Genomic DNA, 19,644 nt, shown 5'->3' on the forward strand with positions numbered 1-19,644 from the left:
CCACCAAAAAAAGTTCAGCCTGGTTGTATTGTTATTTTCCATTATCGTCAAGGGGTTAATGGGTTAGACTCTATTTTTGAGATTAGATTTTCGTAGTAGATGGTGGCGGCGAGGAGCGCCGCCATAGAAGTTTCTTATGGCACTAACGGGGCAGGATAGTTCAAGAGTACATATTGATTTGTTCAACAATAGGGCCAGATTGTGGAACAAGCTTCTTCAACTATTGAGCAGTTTTCTTCAATAACGGTTTGGTTTCTATGGTAAAATATAGTTGTTTGTTGTTAGGGGGTATTTATTATATATAAAGTATTTGAAATTTTTAAAAATATGTTTTTAGATTTATTTTCTATGGGTAAAGGTTTTGTATACGGATTTGTAATGTTTGGATTATTTATTGTCATTTGCGTTGCTTTACTATACGGAGTTCTGTTTCTTAAAAACCTCATATTTTAGTCAAATATTACATAGGAACAAACTATTATCTTATTCAACAATCTTACTTCAATAACAGGGGTTGCTGCGGCAACCTTTTCTTATGGCACTAACGGGGCAGGTTAGTTGATTATGAAATCCTGCGAATAAGCGAGTATTCGTGAGCATTATTTATTAAACTGAGGGAGTTCATTAAGGACTATGATAAGATAGAGTCAAAATATCTTATAAAGGACGACTTTTATGGATAAAAGATACTTTGAACTAGAAAATTACAAGGGTCCCCATATTCATATAGATAATTGGGAACCTTTTTGGGCAGAGGCGATTGCTTGGGAACGGTTAGACGGAAGCTGGGATGTTATGTTTTATGATTTCCAGAGTCAAGAAGAATTTGGCTTACTCTTCGGAACAAAAGAATACTATAAAGATGAAGTTGGAGGAGTTTTTCTCTTTAATGCTCAAACGGACGAGGAGTGTACAGAAAAATTCATTAAATGGGTTCATTCTAACTTACTACCTTTAAGAACAAATAAGTGATTATCCTTGTTGACTAACAGGTGAGTTGTTTAAGATCGGAGCTGTCTTTAAGGCAGCTTTTTCCTATGCAACTATCGGGGCAGGTTAGTTACATAAAAAATGATAATATTTATATGTTGAATTATTTGAAACTCAAGAAGGGGAGAGTTTATGGCAAAGTATATTAGAATTTTCTTTTTAACTGTAATGGTAAGTGTAATTCTCATTTTTATTTTTGGTTCTGTATTTATTGGCGGGGGCGATACCGCAGAAGATGCAGTTTACACATTTGGAACAATTATTGTCATTCTTCTTTCTTTTTTGATTTCACAAATGTATTACTTAATAAATTTTATTAAAAATAAATTATAATTTAAATTTTTCACTAACGGTACTTTACTTCAATAAGGAAGGTTGCTGAGGCAGCCTTTTTTCTTATGGCACTAACGGGGCAGGTTAGTTTAATAAGAAACATCAAATTGGAAAAACTACCTATGTAAAAACCCAACAGGAAGAGGTAGTAAATTGAAATTACTTTTTATACGTTTATTAGTTGTATTTATTCTATTTCAAAACATTCCACTAATAGTTCAAGCTAAAGAAATCAAATATAATCACGATAGTATAACTATTTCTGAAATCAAGAGGAAAGTTGATTTTAAAGTAGTTGTTCCTCAAAATATTCCTAATGATTGGACGTTAGAAATAAAAACATACCCTTGGGATGAAAAAGATAAAATCACTAATTTTAGCTTGCACTATATGGATAGCGACGATAAATATTTGCTAATTCATATTGGGCAAAGTAAGGAATCTTTTAATAAAGAAATGAACATAAATGCAGAGCAAGTAGATATAAACGGTAATAAAGGCTTTTTTGTTGAATGGGGTAATAGTGGTGAGTTAGATAAAAAGGGAGAACTTGTTACTGGTGGTTTACTTCGTTGGATACAAGAAGGAACTTATGTAGAAATGGAGAGCTCACGGGTATCAAGGAATAAAATGTTGGAAGTTGCAAGATCAATGAAATAATTTATAGAACTATCGGGGCAGGTTACTTTAATAACTAAAAAAATCTGATATTAAATCGAACGTTATAGTATAGAAAAAAGCACCAATACGGTGCTTTTTGGTTATTTTTTTCCTTTCGCAGGTTCACCGTGACTATAATTTAATAACTCCACCTTAGTAGCAGCTAAATTTTTCTCATCCAGTTCTTTGTTAGACTGAAGGGGTGAAACACCAAATGTAATGGTATCCGTGCCTAGTTGTCCCGTTTTATTGCCATCGTAAGTTATTACAGTAAATTTTATTATATAGGGATGACTTAACTCCCTTCCTTTTTCCGATTGGTCTAATTCCACAACATCATAATTTTTATCCCACCAATTATATTGAATCCTTACTGAATCCTTTTTATAAAAGTCTTTTACTGCTTGTACCATTTCATCAGAAAATTGGTCTAATATAAAATGGTCCATAGCTTGTTCCATACCTTCTGAATCGTGTTTATGTTGTTTCTCAGCACTAACGGAAACGTTATTGAGACTTATAGAAACCATCAAAATTGCTAAAACCAAAAGCTTTTTCATCGATTCCCTCCTTTTTAATTATTATTTGCAAACAGGCAAATGTTATTCAATTAACGGGTGCGTTAGCTGAATAGGTTATTATCAACTCCAATCGATTTATGGTAATATTTAGGTATTATTGAATGGATGGTGATATAAATGGAACCTAAATGGCTTGAATGGGCGAAACAACTCCAATCCATTGCACAGGCGGGATTAACTTATTCGAAAGATGTATATGACTTGGAAAGATTTGAATTGGTAAGAAATATAAGCGTTGAAATATTGTCGCATCAAACAGATATGAACAAGACAATAATAAAAGAACTGTTTGCCAATGAAACTGGTTATGCGACTCCTAAGGTAGATATTAGGTCAGTTGTCTTTAGTGATAATAAGATTTTAATGGTTAGAGAAAACACTGATGGAGATTGGTCTTTACCAGGAGGTTGGGGCGACATAGGATTAACTCCAAGTGAAGTTGCAGTTAAAGAAGTAAAAGAAGAATCAGGGTTTGATGTTAAAGCAATTAAATTGTTAGGTGTCCTTGATAAGAAGTGTCATCCACACCCTCCTTCACTTTATCACGTTTATAAAATGTTTATCCGATGTGAAATAATTGGTGGACAACCTAAAGAAGGTATAGAAACGAGTGCAGTTGAGTTTTTTGCTGAAAATGAACTACCATCATTATCAATAGCTAGAAATACAGAATCACAAATTAAAATGGCTTTTAAACATTTACATAATCCACAAGAACCTGTCTATTTTGATTGATTTTTTTAATGGGTGAGCCCCCAGTTATAGAACTAACGGGTGTATTAGCTGAAGACCAGAGCTGCCTTTAAGGCAGCCTTTTTTTATGGCACTAACGGGGCAGGATAGTTGCATAAGGATGATGGTCTTTTGTGGTAAAATATGAAGGAAAAGGATAATTGGGAGGGTGACTATGGAAGGGTTGGAAATATACGATATTTTAAGATTAGTTTTTATTACTTTTATAATTAGTTTAATTGTAATTTCTATTATTTTATTGGTTCAAAAAAAACGAAGTAACCTAGTTAATGGATTCACAGTTAGTATTACTTCAATTATTTCAATAATTGTTTCTGGTATTAATCTTATTATTATGGGATACATAGCTGATGAATTAAATTTAGCAGGAGACGTTATTTCCTCATATTTGTTTCTTATAATTTTAGGCTTAAGCATATTTAATTTGTTTATTTACTTTAAAAATAAAAACAGTATTATTAGTGGCTAATAAATTCTTAAAGTATCAGGAGCTTTACTTCAATAATGAAGTTGCTTATGCAGCTCTTTTTCTTTGGAACTAACGGGGCAGGATAGAGGTAACTCTTCTTTAATTTGATGGGAAGAAAACTATTACAATACTCAAAAGTCTAGCTTACAGTTATTTTAAAAATTTCTCTGGAGGTGTTGATTTGAAAGCACATAATTCATTTGGAAAAATTATATACTGGATTGGTTTCTTATTGTTTGTTTTTGGTCTTGGAACAAGGTTCGGCCCCCTAGACTACAATTTTCTTATACCAAATAAATCATTAGCAATTATTTATACCTATATAGGAATAGCAATCTTATTAATTTCAGACTTTTTTAAAAAACCCAATAACTCAAGAGTTAAATAAGTTAGTAAGTGGGAGTTAATACATCACCCTTAAACTTATTGTTTAACAAGCACTATTACCGCATAGTTTGTGTCAACTCTGCGATAAGTCTTATAGAACTAACGGGTGCGTTAGTTCAATAAAAGAAAAAAGGAGAGTACATATTATACATGGCTAATATGTACTCTCCTTTTTTTATTAAGGTTTTTTATAATTAGGTCTAGATAATTTTGAAAAACTAACAAACATTAAAGGACCGTCAATAGACCTGTTTTTTGTACGAAAGAAGGATGGCCACCAAGTTTCGACGAATATATCAATATACTTTTTGGAGGTGTTGGATATGGGGATTTGTTGTGGAGAGTGTCACGTTGAATTAAAGAGTGATGATTATGTCACATTGGATGAATTTAGCACGCTGAGGCACACATATTGCGGTTATGATCTTATTGCCGAGCTGATCAAAGACATTGGGACTTATCGAAATATCAAAACAAAGTATTGGTTTTCCCGTGAGCGTACTAAATGAAAATCGGTAAAATCTTGGAGTTAATTAAAACTGATACACCAGCGAAAATTGCCAAAAGGGCTGATGTTCATCTTTCAGAAAAATTACTAAGAAAAGCATTGAATAAAGCTGGTTATGAGTATAGAAATTCAGGCGAAAAAGGCTGGTATTTCGTTGGTGAAGGTGACGAGGAAACGGTACAAGAGCAGCTTATTTATGACTTTGCAACAGCAGGAAAAGCAAAGGCGAACGTTTCAACTAATGTAAATAAAGAACCTATTAACGATACCAACCAACGTTCTAACGTTGGCATAAAACATGGTAAAGAACGGGTCAAACAAGCGAACGAACAATCAGCACCAACCATAGAACGAACCAACGTTATAAGAAAACGTTCTTCATTCGATATGGATGTTGAACTTATGAAGGAACTAAAAATACAAGCAATCATTCATGATAGGACGGTTTATGAACTAGTTGAAAGTGCCGTAAGGCACTATTTAGCTGAATTAAAGGGAAAATGATGTGGCTTTGAAATAAAGTCACGATGTTTATAATAAAGTTGCACCGTTTTACCCCTTTGGAAAATATCCTCTAAAGGGGTGTTTTTATGTCCAAAAGATAATAACGGGTGCGTTAGCTGAAGATCGATCTGTCTTAAAGACAGCTCTTCCTTATGGAACTAACGGGGCAGTTTAATTGAAGTAGGCATCTCACATCTACCTCATCTCATTAACAATGAAAGGAGCAAGGTAAGAGTTAGTTGACCATTAGGCGTGACTACCTAAAGTTAAAATTGTGTTTTTTATCAAAGTGTTTGTCTTATACAAAAAGCTCTCAAACGAATAGATTAATAATAGATTTAAGTATATTTTTTAAATCTAAAACAATATTAATAGAAGGGAGTTTTTATCTAGAATGAAACGACATGACTATCTCTACATTGGAGACGGCTTCGACAACACCGTGAAGACATTTGATGCAGAATCGGGCAGGTTCCTTGGAAGATTTGTTCCATCAGGTGACAACGGCTTAAATGGTCCCCGGGGACTTATCTTCGATCATAATGGTAATCTCCTTGTTACTAACCAAAACGTACTGCCTCCTCCTCCTCCAGCACCTCAAAATGGAAGCATTTTAAAGTACGACGCACACACTGGACAGTTTCAAGGATATCTCGTCAATCCCAATGATCCTAACGCTCCGTTCGCCCCGCGCGGTATCGTCCTTTCGAAACAAAATATTCTGTTTGTGGCAGACATTATTGTAGAGACCGGCCTGAATGGAGAAGTGAGGACATATCATGGTACCACTGGGGTGTTTCAGGGGAATCTTGAACACCCGCCTGGAGTACAGTTTTTTCCCCGAAGTGTAGTAATTGGTCCGGACGGCTTGTTATATGTGTCCGTCAGTAACAACCCTACTACTGCAGAAGGTCAGCTCGGTGGACGGGTAGTGCGCTATAATCCGAAAACCGGGGAATTCATTGATGTGTTCATTGAGGGCGATTCTATTCCAGATTTTAACCGTCCGGAAGGTTTGGTCTTCGGTCCTGATGGCAACCTCTATATCACCAGTTTCAGAAGGGACCCGAGTGACACGGACAAAATTCTTATCTTCGACCGTAAGGGCAGGTTTCTTGACAAGATTGATCTCTATGCCGTCGGACAGCCCCGCGCCTTTGCGCAGGCAATCCTGTTTGGTCCAAACGGTAAACTATTTGTCCCTATTACAGGACCGGGTCCCGTTAATGGCCAGCCTTTGGGACCTGATACAGGTTCTGTACGTCGCTACAACGTTAAGAGCAAAACATTTGATGTGTTTGTACGTCCGGCTCTTCTGGGAGGACCGTTAACGGAGCCGTGGTATCTGACATTTGGCAAAACGGACCCCGCAACACTAGCTTACAGGCATGACAAGGAAGAAAGCAGCGACCATGATCACCACCATGATGATGAAAGCAGTGACTAGAATAGTAGTTAAAATTTGAATATATAAGGAAAGACCGCCACTTGTGTTTAGATAGCGGTCTTTCTTTGGACAAGGTGTAACTTTTCTAAAAGGTCTTTGATTTGTTTTAAAATATTCCTTACAGCGAGGTGAGTTCGCCAAGTTTCTAACATCAAACAGGTCAAGGTGGTTCTCACGATACAGGTATTACGTCTTTAGAGTGTGAAGAAATGTACTTACGCTAACGGGTGCGTTAGCTGAAGATCGGAGCTGTCTTAAGGCAGCCTTTTCTTCTTTAACTAACAGGTGTTATTGTTTAATGAAAAATCTACTAATCTAGTATAATAGTTCTTCTTTTGTCTATACTGTCTACTAATATGGTATAGATTGGAGAGAAACAGGTATGATCTTAACTGATGTATGGGGTTTATATAAGGCAGATAAGCAAATCCAAGGTTATTCTCCACAAACATTAAAGGCCTATTACGTCCAATTTAACTTGTTGGTGAATAGTTTTGGAAATATATCCATTCAAGAACTTTCAACTAATTCTCTTAAAGTTTATCTGGGAAAAGCAGCTGAAAAGCTTAAGCCATCCAGTCTGGGTCACAGAATTCGATTTATTAAATCTTTATTTAGATGGGCACAGGATGAACATTTAATTAATGGAAATCCTGCTTCCAAAATCAAGGAACCAAAATTAGAATTAAGGGTTCCAAAATACTTGTCTGAAGAGGAAATTGAACATTTGCGGGAAGCTTGTCATACAACATTCGAAAATGCTTTATTTGAGTTTATGTATTCAACAGGATGCAGAATTGGTGAAGCAATAACTCTAGATAGGGCCTCAATCAATTTCTCTAATCAATCAGCAATTGTATTAGGCAAAGGACATAAAGAACGAGAAGTATATTTCAATACACGTTGTGAAATATGGTTGAAGCGATATTTAAGTGAGCGACAAGATCATGAGGAAGCACTATTTGTGACAACACGTGCACCCCATCGAATGAGTATTTCTCAAGCGAGAAACATTATAAAACTGGTAGCAAAGAGAACAGACATTAAAAAGAGCATTCATCCCCATCAGCTTAGACATAGTTACGCCACAAATTTATTGAATAATGGAGCGCCTCTAGAAGTGATTCAAAATTTAATGGGCCATGAAAAAAGTGAAACCACAAAAATTTATGCATATCTAAGTGGTGCAATGCGGAGAGACTTGTATAGAAAGTATTTTTAAGGGACCAAGGGCCCTTTTTATTTTGTTCTAAAAAAACTATCGGGGCAGTTTAGTCCAAGAAGAATTCACACATATTTCGGAATAATTGTTATAATAATACAGTTGTATTAAATAAAGGGGTGTTGAATTGATTGGTTGGTTGGTTGGTTGGTTGGTTGGTTGGTTAATTATTTTCTGTGAGATTGGATTTTGGGTGTTTGTTTTAGCAGGATTATTAGTTAGATATATTTTAAAGAAAAAGAAGCTTGGTACATTGTTGCTTATTTGTACGCCAATCGTCGATATCATTCTACTCATTGCTACTGTTTTAGATTTAAAAAATGGGGCTATTGCAACAAACGCACATGGACTTTCTGCCATTTATATAGGGGTAAGTGTATCATTTGGGCATCAGATGATCAAATGGGCGGATGCGCATTTCGCTTATAAATATGGAAATGGTGAAAAACCTATAAAAAAGAAAAAATTCGGAAGGGAACATGCTAGACAGGAGCGTATAGGATGGTTCCGGCATTTTATTTCTGGTTAATTGGAGGAGCTCTTTTAGCAGTGATGATCTTTTCGATTAATAAATCCTTCTCAGACTCAAGCATTGCTTAATACTTTAAAATTATGGACATTGATCTTGGTTATTGATTTTATCATCAGTTTTAGTTATACCTTGTTTCAAAAAAAAGAACGGTAAAGTTTTCTATCCATCTTGAAAAAGTTGAAACGAATATGGTAAGGGGACTTGAAGATAAAAGAGTAAAGTCTCTTTTTTAATTGAAGTAATGGAGCAGGTTAAGTGGAAGATGAAATATTGTATTTATCCTGTTTCATATACACCTTGATGTAAATACAGTAAGCAGACTGAATATATTAGAGGTGGAATTGAATTGAAAAAAAGATTAGCATGCTTCCATTATTAATCAATTAAAAAAAAGCCAAAAAGTCACTCCTTCTGCCAAAGCACGGGTTATACTGTTTTTTTGTTGTCAATTTAATCTCTCCTTTAAGTTCTTCTATCAAATTGTTGACATTTTTATCTCTTCTCTAAGTTGTTCTACCATGCTACGCGGAATGTCTGCTAGCTTTGTGTACTATTAACTTCCTATAATTTATCTTATGTAAACTAGATAAATTAAATAGTTATATTTGCTTATATAAGCAACCACATTAATCATCCTCTATCAATTTATCCCACCCCTTCCATGATATAATAGTACCATTAATTTAAAGAGGTGTATTATGAAGTGTTTTAAAAAGGACAAAGATAAAAAGGGACAATTTATTTTTAGTGACTATATTACTGAATATGCCCTTATATTTTTATTATTTGCTTTGGTATCCCCTATCGTTGGAATTTTTATAGTTAAAGTGCTTAAACTAGGAAGCTATATAAAGGGAGAACCAACAGGAGATGTTTTTACTAATCTCGGAGTATATGGAGATTTCTTAGGTGGATCCACCCTCCCCTTTCTAACTCTTATTACCATTGCTTTTGTTTACAAAACGTTTAACCTCCAAGAGGAACAGTTACGAATACAAAAAGAAGAAAATGTAGCAACTAGAGCTACACTTGCTGAACAGAATAAAACAGCTCAGTTGCAAAGGTTTGAAAATTCCTTTTTTATTCAGTTGCAACATTTGAAGGAAAAGCAAAAGATAAACATAGGCCCGAAAAACCTGAGCCTAGAGATTATATTAGATACGCACACTTTAATTTTAAAAATGAAAACTCATGAAGAAGAACATTGGGGAGAATCTAGAGATGCACCAAATAGAGATATAGAATGGATGTTATACAAAGCTGAAATGCAACGCTTGTTTGAACTAAACAAATTAATATTTAGTAATTCCAATTTCAAAAATTACATATATAGCATAATGCGTTGTTTTCAGTTGCTAAATAAATATAAAGGGATAATGGATAATGATGAAGTGAGATATTATCTTCGATATATTATTGATGAAATCGGTGAAGAAAGTTATAGATTATCCATGCTGTATATAATAGTGTATTCAGAAATGCATGCAGACTTCTTTAAAGCCATTAAAGATTTGAAACTACATACCTTTGTTACGATGGGTGATAATCAATTCGATAGAGATCTGCTCTCATCATTATTTTTCATAAGTACTGTTCTTGGATCATCTGCATCTGATCATTGAGATGGTAAGATTATAAATCAGCATAGAATAAGTAGATTAAAATACATTATGGGTTATGTAGTCATTGCATTATTATTACTGGTTATCACTTCTGTTATGGCATTTGTTTTAACGGGGAACTCGCAGCTAATAACAAAAGAAATGAAAGAAGAAATTGTTACTGGTACCCTTGGTAAGGTGGTATTTGTGGGTTTTTAGGGTTGTTAGTTGCAGGGATTTTGGTATTGACCTACTTACACCTGAAAAAACTTATAAAGATCCCAACCCTCCTGATGAATTGGATTTAAAAATAAAGTGTGCTGGTGAATATGGCACCTGGGAAATGGCAAGTGTGTGGACAAGGGGATTGAGTGATTAATATTTTTAAAATGAAAAAGAGCAAAACCGCTTTGGCTTCAGTAGCTCCCCATTTCAGTGTATGAATATTTACTTTAAAATTAGGGTATGTTATCCTTATATTAACATAAACTAAAAACACCCCCATGCTGGTAACATGAGGGTGACAACTAGCAAGAGTGGTTGGTCACAACTAATAACTCTTAATCAGAAGAATCAGAAGAAGAACCATTTCCATCTTGGAGGGCGGAGTGGTTCTTTTTCTTTTTCTTACTGAACGCAGATATGATGAGACTGGTTGCTACAGCAACTATTATGTCTTTACCAATATCTGTTACAATGTTCAATAGGAAATGTATCATACGGTCACCTCCCTTCCCATCTATCATTAGATGGCAAAGGTGAAACTGTGACCTCCCACTCTATCCTCAGTTGTCCCTCTATTTTATCATATCTTTCCCATTCTAGTAATTATATGCAGTAAAAGTCTAATAAATAACTTTCACATAAAAAAAGAAGGCGTATTCGCCCTCTTCTACTAACTTAACTTAATTCCCTTTGTTTACAAGAGTACCTAATAGTCAACAAAATCTCCTAACTCCCATATCATTTTATTCGTAAAATACAAATTTTACGCAAAGATTAATAATTTGCCAAACTCTCTTCCTCATCATAATTATAGAGCTTATGTAAAAGATGGTTTCAATTAGGCAGTAACTCTAGGACAAAAGGAAACCTTCTTATATTTATAGAGATCACTTTTTACATTATATATTCTATCGAGGTTTATGGTCTTGAATATGACCTTCTTTTTCGAGTGATAAATCAATAAAAAGAACTGATGTCGATATATCAGTTCTCTAGTGAAAATTTTTTCTATATTCTTTATTTGTTATATGAGAAGAAGTTTATAGTGGAATCAAAAAAGATCAGCTCCTACTGAACCTTCCCATTATTCTTTCTTATCATTATTCTCTTGGTTATTCTTTTCTGAAATTCGTCTTTGCTTGGCTTTCGTCTCAGCATTCACATGGTTTGCATCATTTGGTTTATTTTTTTTAGAACCTCTTGCATCATTACTCATACTCATTCACCTCCTGTGGCAGCTTATATACGTATGTTAGCTTACTCTTGCCTCCAAATTTTATACGCCTCACCTGGATGTAGAACATCGCTAACTAGCAAAAAGACATCCCGTACAGACCGCGGACAACATTATTTCAATCACACAAATAGAGCAAACCCGTTTAGAGTCCGCTCTTGTAATGATTCAAAAATATCCCCATCAAAACTTATATCCCTTCGATGTTCAAATTCAATTGCACCCTATTCACTACGTGAAAACCGAAAGAGGTCCTTATAAATGAATTCAGAAGTAGTAGCGTTACAAATACTCAATCGCAGGATTTCATCACCCTTGAACCTCAGTGCAAAAGATCTTTAATAAAAGGATAGTTGTAACTATCCTTTCTCTGTGCCTGATTTTTTTTGATCGCTTATCAAAAGTAATCCTCAAAGTTCAATAAAATGGCCTTCATGGCTTGGCTTGAGTTTCCCTTTTCTTTAATCCTTTTCAGAAAGTCCATGAACAAAATCACCAGTAAATCCTCGACCTTCAACTCTTCATCCATCAAGTATGGGGAAATGTCATGCAGGAATACCTCACCCCGGTAAATCTCCGACTCCTTTATTCGAAGGGTGAGCTCTGCACGTTTTTCTTCTGAGGTCACCTCGATTTCCTCTTCCCTTTGCTCGAAAGAGAAAAGGTTGCTCGTCACCTGCTTCAATACCCTTTTTTCAATCATCGGCCGTTCCAGGAATTTTTTCTTGGAAGAAATCAAAAAGGGACAGAGCTGTTCATATTTGGCCCCTTTTTTCACTTGTTCCAGAAAATCGAAGTATAAGAGGGCAATAAGGTGATACAAACTTAGGTTTTGCGGAGCCTCTTCAAACAAATCCTTCATGTCTTCGACGAATACCTCCCCCCTTAAAAATTCATAATAGGGTACCTCAATCTGAAGATATCGATATTTTGGCAAGAAGTAATCAAAAAAACTCTTTTTTTCCTTTGTCCCATAAAGCAGCTTGTTCGATAAAAGACTGAATTGACTATAGGATTTCTTCAATGGAACCCCCTCTTTCTAACCAGGCAACCGTATGATGGATCATGCAAAAGGCAACCCTTCGATCGGACAGGTCCTTTAAGATGGCGACTTCATGCAATCCTCCCCTTTCGCCGTATTCCGTTTCCAGCAAGTAGGTATGCATATATTCCTTCGTGTCCGTATAGTCCATCGCATAATTCACATCCTTCCATCTAGTCAAACCGAACCTTAGCAATAAGGTATTGCAGGCCGTTTGGGTCAAGGATTTTCCCGTTTTTTTCTTATATATCGGATTTAACGTTTTGCACAGCGTCCGGAGCTTGACCTTCATGACATAATCGACAGGGAACTTAATGTCATGCTGCTTGTCTTTCCTGACTTTCCTCACCGACGTTATTTGGTACGAAGAACCTTTGGAAGATGTTTTTTGAATAGCTTTTGGTTTTGGATCCTTTTTCTTCATTTCCTCGAAAAAAGGGTTCAATGATGTCATCCCTTCCCTCCTCTCTCCTCTCATTCTGTAAAAATGGGAACATACCTTAGGGTCACTTTGCCAGTTTTCCACTTTACTAACAATATAGTGGGGAAGAGGTCACTTTAGAACCGGGGAATGTATGAGCTTCCTTTACCATGGCGATACTATTTAGCAAGAATATTAAATTGCGAGGGATATATATGATGAAAAAGAACAAAAAGGATACGGAGATAAAGAAGCAGTTTGCGAAACTAATGGAACAGGCCGGTAAAAAGGCCGGAGGAAAAATTGTAAAGATAAAGATAAAGTAAGAAGAAAGCGAAGGAATAACATTCTGACTTTTATTACGAGCGTAGAATATTTACTCAGCAAACTGTTCCTTCTACCTGAAGGGGCTACTGTAAGTTTTAGAGGTTGCATCAAGCAACCGTCAAGCAGGCTCGATGCCTGCTATAAATCGAGAAAAAACGGATGTTTTTTCACCATGCGTGAACGCACCAGCTGAAGATCCAGCCGGTGTGCCTCCTTTTATTGGTTGTTTCCTTCAATGCTTTTCCAAAGGTACTCAGTCCCTAGAGAGCAAAAGGGAGAACCATCTCCCTTTTGCTCGTCTTTTTTCTTATTATAAATACCCCTTTTCTTTTAAGCTAACATACTTACCCGTATGGGAAACAATCAAATGGTCTAAAACTTCAATCCCAATAATTTTCCCTGCTTCCGCCAATCTCTTTGTGACTTCAATGTCTTCCATACTCGGTGTTGGGTCACCCGATGGGTGGAAAAGGACATGTTTCTCCTTGGTAAGTTCGGTTATACCTAACTTATCCATTTTTTGATTGTATTTAAAATAAAGTTTGATCAAATTGATATTTAAAAATCTTGGTAAACGAAAAGAAAGAGCGTGTTTTGAGATTGATCAAAACACGCTCTGAATATATTCAGTTGAATGATTCTTTTATAAAATTGTTTGATCATTTTCCATACTTCTTAATGAACTAACGCACCCGTTAGGTGAATTACTTCACAATAATGAACGACAAATGAAGAAAGTAGTTCCACTTCTAATTGAAGAGCCGATAGTAAATTTAGTGATTATAGCGTAAAATAGGCTCTCGAGACTTTCTCGACAGCCTTTCAGCGATTATCATGGGTTCATTGGTTGGTTGGTTGCTTGTTTGTTTTTCTTTACTCCCACCAATGCTTCTTTTCACTGAATCCAACGTCCCATAGTTTAGCGTTCCCGGAAACGATAATCGTAATTTTAGAAACTACTGTGAAAAGAAGTGGTTTGATTATCGAGAATCATAGACATATAATTAACTTAAAAAATGGTGATTAAATGGCAAAAGCTAAACATGAAAATTTAAGTTATAATCAAGGTTTATATACTGCTAATATTCTGATGCAAAGATTTTATTTTCCCGAAGAATACTACGATTTAAAATATTTTTGGGATGAATGTAAAGATGAAATAATTAGCTCATTGGTAAAACCTCAAAAATGGACACTTGTGCACATGTGGTTAGAGTTTTATAGTGATATTTCAGAAGAGCTCTATACAACTAAAAAAAATTTAGACACTCCTGATTATTTTGAAGTCCTAAAAGATGTATTATTAGATACTGATTTAATACCAAATATTCCTGAGCCAATATTTGAGAACAAAGAGTGTTCATCTTTATATCCGTGTGTTGAAGACGATTGTGAGTTATGTCAAGTAATGATAGATTGGGAAAAACATGTTGATTCAAACATTAAAGAAATTAATAAAAATATAGTACACTCTGCATTCCAAATTATGTTTAGTAATAGAAGATTTATGCATGATTTTAATTTAGAATTATCAAATTTAATAGAAGAGGATATTGATTACATTTGTGAAAATTCCCCTGAAACTTTGACAAAAGGGAAGATTAAACGTAATACCTACTGGCCAGTGTGGTTAAAAGAGGCACTTTTGTATCGTGATAAAGGCACATGTGTGTTATGCAGAAAAAGCATAACGGGACAATATAGCATTTCGACCGATTTAGAGATTGATCATATAGTTCCATTAAATTTATTTGGTACAAATGATGCTTCTAACTTTCAACTTCTTTGCAAGAAATGTAATACAACAAAACAGGGATTGAGTTCTGCTTCAAATGCTATCAATGTACCATTTTGGAATATATAAGCCTAACCAACACTGGAGGGTACTGAGTAAGCTAACGCTTATTCGGTGACGTTTTTTATATCCAAAATAAATGTTATAATTCTAGGAAAAACATTACAGGAGAAAAGGCCAATGGATAGCTTTTTATCATTAATTATTTTTATCTTTCCCGGACTCATAGCATTTTTTTGGATACAATTGTTTGGGTTTACTCCTGCTGTAAGATATCAAGGAACTGAAATGCTAGCAATTAGTGCAATTTTGTGGATACCTATCAATATTGTGGTTTTACTTATTTATTACTTTATAACAGTTATGTATAAATATAATGTTTATTATCCAATTGACATGCCTAATATAAAAAACTTTAGTGATTTGAATCGATTATCTACAAATTTTGTGTTCATTTTATATTATGTCATAGCTAGTGTCTTTACCAGTTACTTTCTTGCTAGAGCCATTTCTGGGAAGTTTTTTGATGTTATGTTGGAAAAAGTCAATACAATCAGAATAAAGAATAATAAGGCAGCTTTATCTCGAGATGCTTCAGTTTGGGATACAGTATTTTCAAAGGATGTAGCGCAGGTAGTTAAGATAATAAATTTAGAAGATAAAAATATGTTCGATATTGGTGAAATTAAAAATGTTTCTCGGACATATGAAACTGAAAAAAACATTGTATTGCAAAGAATGACGTTATGGAGAGAAATCGATGAAAAATACGATTTAGATGTTAGTGAAGTCTTCTTTGATATTAAAACAGGTATGAAAATAATAATCTACGATAGTACCCATTGCCAGGTGACTTTAGATGACTATCGTAGAAAACAAGAAGAAGGTAATAATTAATAATATTTATTGTTTAGGTCTTGGCTTTGATGGTGAAGCTGGGTCATTAAAGGTAAAAGATGGTTTATCTAGAGATGATTGCTCATGTTTTGGGTCAGAAAAGCTTGGTTTCTCATAGCTAGGTTTGGAAGTTTTATTATTTTTAGTCATCAAGTATTCTCCTTTCATTTTGATATATAAATTATACATCTTGAAAAGCACTTAATGGGTGCTTTTTTCTTTGGCCAAAACAACTCAAATACTAGGAGGTGGCAGGTGATGTAAAATGGCTGAAAACCATGTAAAAGCAGAAAAGGACTATATGGGATACAGGAAAACGCGGATATACAACGTTAAGGGGTACCACCAACAATTTAAATCAAAAAATTGATTTCTTGTACATTAAGAAATCAATTTTTTATTTGTCTTAATGAACTAACGCACCCGTTAGTTCATTAAGAAAACGGCATCTTGTTGAAGGGAAAGTGTTAATTTTTATTTTTGTTTAATAAATTTAAAGTAAAAATTAAGTTAACAATAGCTAATACCACAAGGATTCTTGAAACAATTCTGGCAACATTTAAATTATCTATAAATCTCGACGAAAAGACCCCAATTAGAATAATGATACCTAAAAAAATGCTTGAACTTAGCTTTTTATTCATTACAATCTCCCTATCAACTAAATTTCACCATACACTGCCTTAATTAAAGGATAATTCTTGTTAAACTAAACTACCCCGATAGTTGCATAAAGAAAAAGCTGCCATAATGACAACTTTGATCTTCAGCTAACGCACCTGTTAGCTGAAGATAATTATAACTAATAAATATTACTTTTTGTTCTTTAAAATCAGCAATTCAAAGACGAAAGCAATTAGGCATAATCCCAATACTGAATCAATTATAATTTGAACTAACATTGAATCAATTTTTAAAATATTAGTAATAATGTCAGTACCTAAAGTAAGAAAGAAAAACAACCGCAGTATTTTTTGCTTTTTTGAAAGATTAGAAACAGGTTCAAAAAATGTAATTGACTTCATAAAAACTCTCCAATTTCCCTAAATTATATATATATCATTATACCTAAAATATTATGATAAACTGTCTTTTCATTTGACCAAATATTAATATTTCTTGTGGAACTAACCTGCCCCGATAGTTCCATAAAGAAAAGGCTGCCTTAAAGACAGCTCTAATCTTCAGCTAACGCACCCGTTAGTTTAAGTAGAAATCTTCACATTCCTTTCTTTACCCTAACAAGATCTAATCTCTTAAATGTGTTGGGGCATTACAAAAAGACGCCCTCTTATTAAAGAAAAGCGCCCTTTTGCGGAATAACCACCAATTCTTGTTTGTCATTCGTATGATGTATTGAGCTCTCGTTCTTCGTTAGCTTAACGAAGAGGCCTTGATTTTTTCTTGTTTGAGATTATTATTTGCTTTTCATTTTTAGACAAAATCCAGTCTGCAACCAATCGCTCCTGCTTTTTTCAACCCGTCTTGTCCTCTCTTCATATCAGTCTATGAACGGGGCGGGAAGGGTGCCATAAAAAGAACGGAAGCCGCGTTTTCCACGCAGCTTCCGTCCCGATCTTCCGGACAACTAACTCAAATACCGATTTCGGATGACCCCCATGTGATGAATCTCGTGTCCTGCGATGCCGTACGCGAGGGCGCGCGCCGTAATGCTTGCGTTGTTGGCTGTGCCTTTGCGGGACCACGCCTCCGCCGGTAACCCGCGCAGCAGTGTGATCGTCGATTGCCGTACGGCCCGGTAGTCTTCGGCCAATTGCGCGGTTGTCCAGCTTCCGAAAGGAGGCATGAACAATTCCTGGTCGAAACCGCACAGAGGCGTCTGGTCCCCTCTTGCGAACCGGAGCAGGCGGTAGGTCATGACGCGTTCTCCGTCTGCGATGTGGCCCACGACTTCTTTCAGCGTCCATTTTCCTTCCGCATACCGATACGCGCCATGGCTTTCGGTCAACGATGCCAGCAGCTCGGTCATTTGCTTTTCCTGGGCGAGCAGAATGTCGATGATGTTGCCTTCCGGCACCAACCGGATATACTCTCCGAAGTCCCCAGCATATTCTTCTTCAGACGGTCTTTGATTCATGCGTAATCACCTCTCTATGGAGTTATAGAAAATTAAAATGCTCTTTCCAATGCTCTACCGCGATTTTTTTGTGAATTTCGTAATTTCGGCATGTATAATGAATTCGCGAAAGGATAAAACTTTCCTTCCAATAATTGAGAGTAAGCAACCACTTAGTTGGTCGGTGGCCACGATAAACTGCCCTTTAACGGAATAAGATTTCTGTGACTTATAGAATTATTTTTGAATAAGTTTTTCAAGTTGGCTCAAATACATCATTTTACTCGGTTCAGTCGGGCTACCATCAGGCAAATTACACATCAATTCTAAAGCGTTTCCATCTGGATCATCAAAATAAACTGATACGTTCTGCTGATGCGGTCTAGCTATTGGTTCCAATGGTTCCAATCCACCATGAGAGCGAAGAGTAATCCCTCTCTCAGTGAGCCAAATACTTGCTTTCTTAATGTCATCGAAGTCTACTTCAAAAGCTAAATGCCGACCATTACCTGGAAAACTGGCAGGATCTCTATCCTTAGAAATCTCTGTTTTCCAAAGACCTAGCCATGTTTTGTTTGGTACAATCCAAAGAAAAGCAACATCATCGTATTCGGAAGCCATTTGCAATCCAAGGTTTTTATAAAATTCAATCGAACGTTTTAAATCTTGAACTGGCAGATGAACCTCGTATAAGCCTTTTATCATGTGAACCACCTCCATAAAAACAGTATACATAATAAAATCATGAGTCAATTCAAAAGCTCTTCGGCAAAGTAACACATACGAATAATTCTTTCTTTTATTCAAGAATATGGATCAATTGTTGAACAAAGATCAAACAGCACTCTTGAACTAACCTGCCCCGATAGTTCCATAAAGAACAAGCTGCCTTAAAGACAGCTCTGATCTTCAGCTAACGCACCCGTTAGTTTAAGAAGATGTAGATAATAATTTATGCATTCTAAATCTCGGAACAGTATCTTCATCTTCTATTTTTAATACATCAAATCCATTTTTTTGATAAAAATTTATTGCCCTTTTGTTTGTGTGGGATACCCTTAATTGGTATGCATTAACACCATATTCTCGAAAGAAACGTTCTGCAAATTCAATTAGTTTAACCCCGTATCCTTTTCCACGATATTCTGAGATTAAGTAAAATAGATTAACATATCCAATCTCTTTATTCTCAAATTGTTTAATCTGCAACTCAACTTGCCCTACTTGTTTACCATCTATTTCAACAATAACAAGCCCACCAGGAAATTTTATAAGCCTTTCGGTAATCTTCTTTAAATAACTGTCATTATCTCCGAATAAACTCTCATCACCAAAACTAATACTGTACGAATCTCTTCTAAACTTAATAATGGTTTCAGTGTCTCTTGATAGGTCAATGTTACGAAATGAAAACAAGCTAATTCCCCCATTCCTTATGCACGATATGCTTGATTTTAAAACACTTTATTTATAGTTTAATTCGAAAATGGAAGTTTTTCCTTCTTGAACTATCCTGCCCCTTTAGTTCATTAAGAAAAAAGACGATTAGCTATTTGCTAATCATCTCTTTCACTTTAGCGTAAATAGTGGAACGTGGAACGCCTAAACGAAAAAAATAAATATGAAGAAGAACAAGATA

The 19,644-nt window shown here is 35.3% G+C and carries 22 protein-coding genes and 2 pseudogenes; 14 read left to right on the plus strand and 10 right to left on the minus strand.

The features are described from left to right. The first annotated feature begins 675 nt into the window (after nucleotides 1-675). The 3 genes from Q8G36_RS25970 (at nucleotide 676) to Q8G36_RS25980 (ending at nucleotide 1,983) form a co-directional block, all read left to right on the plus strand. Nucleotides 676-972, plus strand: coding sequence for a hypothetical protein (locus Q8G36_RS25970; protein ID WP_057277236.1), 297 nt, complete (start codon nucleotides 676-678; stop codon nucleotides 970-972). Between the two features lie 150 nt (nucleotides 973-1,122). Then, entirely contained in the window at nucleotides 1,123-1,323 is a 201-nt protein-coding gene (locus tag Q8G36_RS25975) for a hypothetical protein (RefSeq protein WP_305162704.1), read from the plus strand. A 153-nt stretch (nucleotides 1,324-1,476) separates the two neighbouring features. Continuing rightward, nucleotides 1,477-1,983: a DUF4367 domain-containing protein gene (locus tag Q8G36_RS25980; protein WP_305162703.1), complete on the plus strand. Its 507-nt coding sequence runs from the start codon at nucleotides 1,477-1,479 to the stop codon at nucleotides 1,981-1,983. 101 nt (nucleotides 1,984-2,084) lie between these two features. Here Q8G36_RS25980 and Q8G36_RS25985 read toward each other — a convergent pair whose 3' ends face one another. Then, a complete protein-coding gene (locus Q8G36_RS25985; protein ID WP_305162702.1) occupies nucleotides 2,085-2,543 on the minus strand; it encodes a DUF3888 domain-containing protein in 459 nt (152 codons plus the stop codon). 138 nt (nucleotides 2,544-2,681) lie between these two features. On the opposite strand from Q8G36_RS25985, the gene Q8G36_RS25990 reads away from it, so the two are divergent. The 9 genes and pseudogenes from Q8G36_RS25990 to Q8G36_RS26030 all read left to right on the plus strand — a co-directional run bounded on the left by Q8G36_RS25990 (nucleotide 2,682) and on the right by Q8G36_RS26030 (nucleotide 10,008). Continuing rightward, nucleotides 2,682-3,299, plus strand: a complete 618-nt coding sequence (locus Q8G36_RS25990) for an NUDIX hydrolase (RefSeq protein ID WP_305162700.1) — start codon at nucleotides 2,682-2,684, stop codon at nucleotides 3,297-3,299. A 172-nt stretch (nucleotides 3,300-3,471) separates the two neighbouring features. Continuing rightward, a complete protein-coding gene (locus Q8G36_RS25995; protein WP_305162698.1) occupies nucleotides 3,472-3,786 on the plus strand; it encodes a hypothetical protein in 315 nt (104 codons plus the stop codon). Between the two features lie 181 nt (nucleotides 3,787-3,967). Continuing rightward, nucleotides 3,968-4,174 (plus strand): hypothetical protein, encoded by a 207-nt coding sequence (locus Q8G36_RS26000; RefSeq protein WP_305162697.1) that lies wholly within the window; start codon nucleotides 3,968-3,970, stop codon nucleotides 4,172-4,174. Between the two features lie 322 nt (nucleotides 4,175-4,496). Further along, a complete protein-coding gene (locus tag Q8G36_RS26005) occupies nucleotides 4,497-4,682 on the plus strand; it encodes a hypothetical protein (RefSeq protein WP_034306238.1) in 186 nt (61 codons plus the stop codon). Further along, complete coding sequence (locus tag Q8G36_RS26010) at nucleotides 4,679-5,185, plus strand: hypothetical protein (protein WP_305162696.1); 507 nt, start codon at nucleotides 4,679-4,681, stop codon at nucleotides 5,183-5,185. Before Q8G36_RS26005 ends, Q8G36_RS26010 begins: the two co-directional genes overlap by 4 nt. Before the next feature lie 394 nt (nucleotides 5,186-5,579). Further along, nucleotides 5,580-6,632, plus strand: a complete 1,053-nt coding sequence (locus Q8G36_RS26015; protein WP_283906887.1) for an NHL repeat-containing protein — start codon at nucleotides 5,580-5,582, stop codon at nucleotides 6,630-6,632. Between the two features lie 382 nt (nucleotides 6,633-7,014). After that, a complete protein-coding gene (locus Q8G36_RS26020) occupies nucleotides 7,015-7,854 on the plus strand; it encodes a tyrosine-type recombinase/integrase (RefSeq protein WP_305162695.1) in 840 nt (279 codons plus the stop codon). A 151-nt stretch (nucleotides 7,855-8,005) separates the two neighbouring features. Beyond that, nucleotides 8,006-8,539 (plus strand): annotated as a pseudogene (locus tag Q8G36_RS26025) (hypothetical protein). A 545-nt stretch (nucleotides 8,540-9,084) separates the two neighbouring features. Then, the gene (locus Q8G36_RS26030) at nucleotides 9,085-10,008 is read left to right on the plus strand and encodes a hypothetical protein (protein WP_305162694.1); all 924 of its coding nucleotides are present in this window, start codon (nucleotides 9,085-9,087) and stop codon (nucleotides 10,006-10,008) included. A 539-nt stretch (nucleotides 10,009-10,547) separates the two neighbouring features. Here Q8G36_RS26030 and Q8G36_RS26035 read toward each other — a convergent pair. The 5 genes and pseudogenes from Q8G36_RS26035 to Q8G36_RS26055 all read right to left on the minus strand — a co-directional run. Beyond that, a complete protein-coding gene (locus Q8G36_RS26035; protein WP_289318507.1) occupies nucleotides 10,548-10,706 on the minus strand; it encodes a hypothetical protein in 159 nt (52 codons plus the stop codon). A 590-nt stretch (nucleotides 10,707-11,296) separates the two neighbouring features. Next, a complete protein-coding gene (locus Q8G36_RS26040; protein WP_305162693.1) occupies nucleotides 11,297-11,428 on the minus strand; it encodes a hypothetical protein in 132 nt (43 codons plus the stop codon). A gap of 415 nt (nucleotides 11,429-11,843) precedes the next feature. Beyond that, nucleotides 11,844-12,470 (minus strand): hypothetical protein, encoded by a 627-nt coding sequence (locus tag Q8G36_RS26045; protein WP_305162692.1) that lies wholly within the window; start codon nucleotides 12,468-12,470, stop codon nucleotides 11,844-11,846. Beyond that, a complete protein-coding gene (locus tag Q8G36_RS26050; protein WP_305162691.1) occupies nucleotides 12,454-12,942 on the minus strand; it encodes a hypothetical protein in 489 nt (162 codons plus the stop codon). The genes Q8G36_RS26045 and Q8G36_RS26050 overlap by 17 nt, the downstream gene beginning before the upstream one ends. Before the next feature lie 604 nt (nucleotides 12,943-13,546). Further along, nucleotides 13,547-13,702 (minus strand): annotated as a pseudogene (locus Q8G36_RS26055) (JAB domain-containing protein); the annotation flags it as partial. Nucleotides 13,703-14,263: 561 nt separating this feature from the next. Between Q8G36_RS26055 and Q8G36_RS26060 the strand changes: the two are divergent. Continuing rightward, entirely contained in the window at nucleotides 14,264-15,100 is an 837-nt protein-coding gene (locus Q8G36_RS26060; protein WP_305162690.1) for an HNH endonuclease, read from the plus strand. A gap of 111 nt (nucleotides 15,101-15,211) precedes the next feature. Beyond that, nucleotides 15,212-15,928 carry a hypothetical protein gene (locus Q8G36_RS26065; RefSeq protein ID WP_305162689.1) on the plus strand — a complete coding sequence of 239 codons (717 nt, stop codon included), beginning with the start codon at nucleotides 15,212-15,214 and terminating at the stop codon, nucleotides 15,926-15,928. A gap of 6 nt (nucleotides 15,929-15,934) precedes the next feature. Here Q8G36_RS26065 and Q8G36_RS26070 read toward each other — a convergent pair whose 3' ends face one another. The 4 genes from Q8G36_RS26070 to Q8G36_RS26085 form a co-directional block, all read right to left on the minus strand. After that, on the minus strand, nucleotides 15,935-16,078 hold the full coding sequence (locus Q8G36_RS26070) for a hypothetical protein (RefSeq protein ID WP_305162688.1): 144 nt from the start codon (nucleotides 16,076-16,078) through the stop codon (nucleotides 15,935-15,937). A gap of 1,438 nt (nucleotides 16,079-17,516) precedes the next feature. Beyond that, nucleotides 17,517-18,026 (minus strand): DinB family protein, encoded by a 510-nt coding sequence (locus Q8G36_RS26075; protein WP_305162687.1) that lies wholly within the window; start codon nucleotides 18,024-18,026, stop codon nucleotides 17,517-17,519. Between the two features lie 216 nt (nucleotides 18,027-18,242). Beyond that, nucleotides 18,243-18,710, minus strand: coding sequence for a VOC family protein (locus Q8G36_RS26080; protein ID WP_305162686.1), 468 nt, complete (start codon nucleotides 18,708-18,710; stop codon nucleotides 18,243-18,245). Nucleotides 18,711-18,935: 225 nt separating this feature from the next. Continuing rightward, on the minus strand, nucleotides 18,936-19,421 hold the full coding sequence (locus tag Q8G36_RS26085) for a GNAT family N-acetyltransferase (RefSeq protein ID WP_305162685.1): 486 nt from the start codon (nucleotides 19,419-19,421) through the stop codon (nucleotides 18,936-18,938). Nucleotides 19,422-19,644: the final 223 nt, after the last annotated feature.

This window comes from Peribacillus frigoritolerans, from assembly GCF_030676415.1.
GTDB classification, from domain to species: domain Bacteria; phylum Bacillota; class Bacilli; order Bacillales; family DSM-1321; genus Peribacillus; species Peribacillus frigoritolerans_A.